The 2,789-nt window shown below is 73.9% G+C and carries 2 protein-coding genes and 1 pseudogene; 2 read left to right on the plus strand and 1 reads right to left on the minus strand.

Features of this window, described 5'->3' with window-relative positions; all coding sequences use genetic code 11:
* Window positions 1–398: pseudogene (locus GT042_RS01125) on the plus strand (hypothetical protein); the annotation flags it as partial.
* Between the two features lie 81 nt (window positions 399–479).
* Here GT042_RS01125 and GT042_RS01130 read toward each other — a convergent pair.
* Window positions 480–1,442, minus strand: coding sequence for a LysR family transcriptional regulator (locus tag GT042_RS01130; RefSeq protein WP_202532195.1), 963 nt, complete (start codon window positions 1,440–1,442; stop codon window positions 480–482).
* Window positions 1,443–1,504: 62 nt separating this feature from the next.
* Between GT042_RS01130 and GT042_RS01135 the strand changes: the two genes are divergently transcribed.
* Window positions 1,505–2,789, plus strand: a 1,285-nt coding sequence (locus tag GT042_RS01135) for an MFS transporter (protein ID WP_161306821.1), incomplete at its 3' end; no start/stop codon positions are given.

Here is a 2,789-nt window from a genome sequence, read left to right on the forward strand (position 1 = left end):
GGGACGTCGGCCGTACGGCCGGCGACGCCGTCGAGGAGGTCGAGGACGTCGGCGAGGACGTCACCGAGGACATCGGGGAAGACGTCGGCGAGGAGACTGGGGAGCTCGCGGAGGAGGCCGGAGAGGACGTCGAGGAGGAGACCGGGGAGCTCGCGGAGGAGGCCGGAGAGGACGTCGAGGAGGACGTCGACGACGTCGAGGAGACCGGCCGGGACACCTCCCGTACCGCCCGGAACACCGGCAAGAAGGTCCGCAGGACCACCGACAGGGCGCCCGGTGCCGTTTCCGGTACGGCGAAGTCGAGGCGGCGGAAGCCGCCGACGCGGACCGTCGGCAAGCGCTCCCGCGAAACCGCCGACGCCGAGGGACGCACCCCGAGGCGGCGCGCCGAACGCTGACGGCCGCCACTGTGGGTCCCTGACGGCCGGCCCGGTCCAGCCCGGTCCGGCGGTCGGTCCGCCGTCCCGGTCAGTCCGGGGTCAGTCCGGCAGGATCTGTCCCCGCCGGGACAGGAGGAAGCGCTTGAACTCCGCCACCGGCGGGGTGTCCGGGTGCCCGTCCAGCCACGCCAGGCCGATCTCCCGTACGGCGCGAGGCGCCGTCACGGTCAGTTCCACCACCCCGGGCCGCGCCACCGCCGGCGGGGGCAGCAGGGCCACCCCGAGCCCCGCCGCCACCAGGCCGCGCAGGGTCTCCGCCTCCTCCCCCTCGAACGCGACGCGCGGCTTGAAGCCCGCCTTCGCGCACAGGTCGTCGGTGATCCGGCGCAGCCCGTACCCCGGTTCGAGCGTGACGAACGACTCGTCGGCCGCCTCGGCCAGCCGGACGCGCTTGCGGCCCGCGAGCCGGTGGTCGTCGGGGACGACCAGGCGCAGGCGCTGGACGTCGACCCGCCGGGCGACCAGGTCGGGGGCGTCCGGCACCGGTGAGGTCAGGCACAGGTCCAGGTCCCCGGCGCGGAGGCGTTCGATCATCGCCTCGCCGTAGTTCTGGACGAGTTGGAACCGTACCCGCGGATGGTCCGCGCGGAAGGCCCGGATCAGACCCGGCACCGTCTCCGAGCCCATGGTGTGCAGAAAGCCGAACGCGACCTTGCCGGACTCGGGATCCGCGTCGGCCCGTACGGACTCGGCGGCCCGCTCCACCTCGGCGAGCGCGCCTTCGACCGAGGTGAGGAACGCCCGGCCGGCGGGGGTGAGCGAGACCGTACGGCCCTTGCGGGCGAACAGGGCGATCCCCAGGTCCTGTTCGAGCCTGACCATCGCCCGGGAGAGCGTGGACTGCGGTACTCCCATGTCCTGCGCGGCCCGCGTCACGTGCTCGTGGCGGGCGACCCCGGCGAAGTACGCGAGGCGCGGGGCGAGCAGCGCCGGCCAGGACTCGGGATCCAGGTCGGCCTGTGGGGTCTCTCGCGTACCGTCTGATCTCGGTTGATGCGCCATGGGATCGATTATCGCCATTCCGTGCATTGGACGCATGAGCGGCGAGTGCCTACGTTCGTCGTATGCCTTCTGTCAGTACCGAGGCACCCGTCACCGCGGGTGCCTCCGCAGCGCCGTCCACCACCTCCCCCGCACCTGCTGAGCAGCTCACCCCCGGCGGCCCCGGCTACCGCCGCATGAGCCTCGCGCTCTTCGCCGCCGGGATCGCGACCTTCGCCCTCCTCTACTCCACGCAGGCCCTCCTGCCCGCGATCTCCACGGACTTCGGGGTCACGGCGGGGCAGGCCAGCTGGACGGTGTCGGCGGCGACGGGCGCGCTCGCCCTCTTCGTCCTGCCGCTGAGCGCGCTCTCCGAGCGCTTCGGCCGGCGGACGCTGATGACCGCCTCGCTGGCGGTCGCCGTCGTGGTGGGGCTGCTGGTGCCCTTCGCGCCGAACCTGGAGTGGCTGGTGGCGCTGCGCGCCGTCCAGGGCGCGGCGCTGGCCGGGCTGCCGGCCTCCGCGATGGCGTTCCTCGCCGAGGAGGTACGGCCGAAGGCGCTGGTCGCCGCGATCGGACTGTTCGTCGCGGGCAACAGCATCGGCGGGATGAGCGGCCGTATCCTCACCGGCTGGGTCGCCCAGGCGTGGGGCTGGCGGGCGGCGCTGGCGGCGGTCGGGCTGCTGGCGGTCGTCTGCGCGCTCGTCTTCCGCGCGATGCTGCCGAAGGCCAGGAACTTCACCTCGCGCACGCTGAGCCCGGGGGCGCTGGCGAAGACGGTCGGGGCGCATCTGTCCGATCCGCTGCTGCTGCGGCTGTACGCGATCGGCGGGCTGTTCATGACGGTGTTCGGCGCCGTCTACACCGTGATCGGCTACCGGCTGGTGGCCGATCCGTTCAACCTCCCGCAGGGCGTGGTCGGCTCGGTCTTCGTCGTCTACCTGGTCGGTACGGTCTCCTCCGCGGCGGCCGGCCGGCTCGTCGGGCGGCTGGGGCGCCGCGGCGCGCTGTACCTGGCCGTCGGCACGACGACGGGGGGCCTGCTGCTGTCCCTCGCGGACGCGCTCGCCGCCGTCCTGCTCGGCCTGGTCCTGATCACGGCGGGCTTCTTCGCGGGCCACGCGGTCGCGTCGTCGTCCGTGAGCCGTACGGCCAAGTCGGGCCGCGCGCAGGCGTCGGCGCTCTACCAGTCCTCGTACTACCTGGGCAGCAGCGCGGGCGGCACGCTGGGCGCGATCGCCTTCCACGCCGGGGGCTGGGCGGCGACCGTCTCGCTCGGGCTGCTGGCGGTGCTGGGCGTCGTGTCGATCACGCTGTACGGGTCGCGCTGCGCGCGGGTGGAGCGGCGCCGGGCGCTCGCGGGCCACT

This window comes from Streptomyces sp. SID3212 (genome assembly GCF_009865405.1).
Lineage (GTDB): Bacteria > Actinomycetota > Actinomycetes > Streptomycetales > Streptomycetaceae > Streptomyces.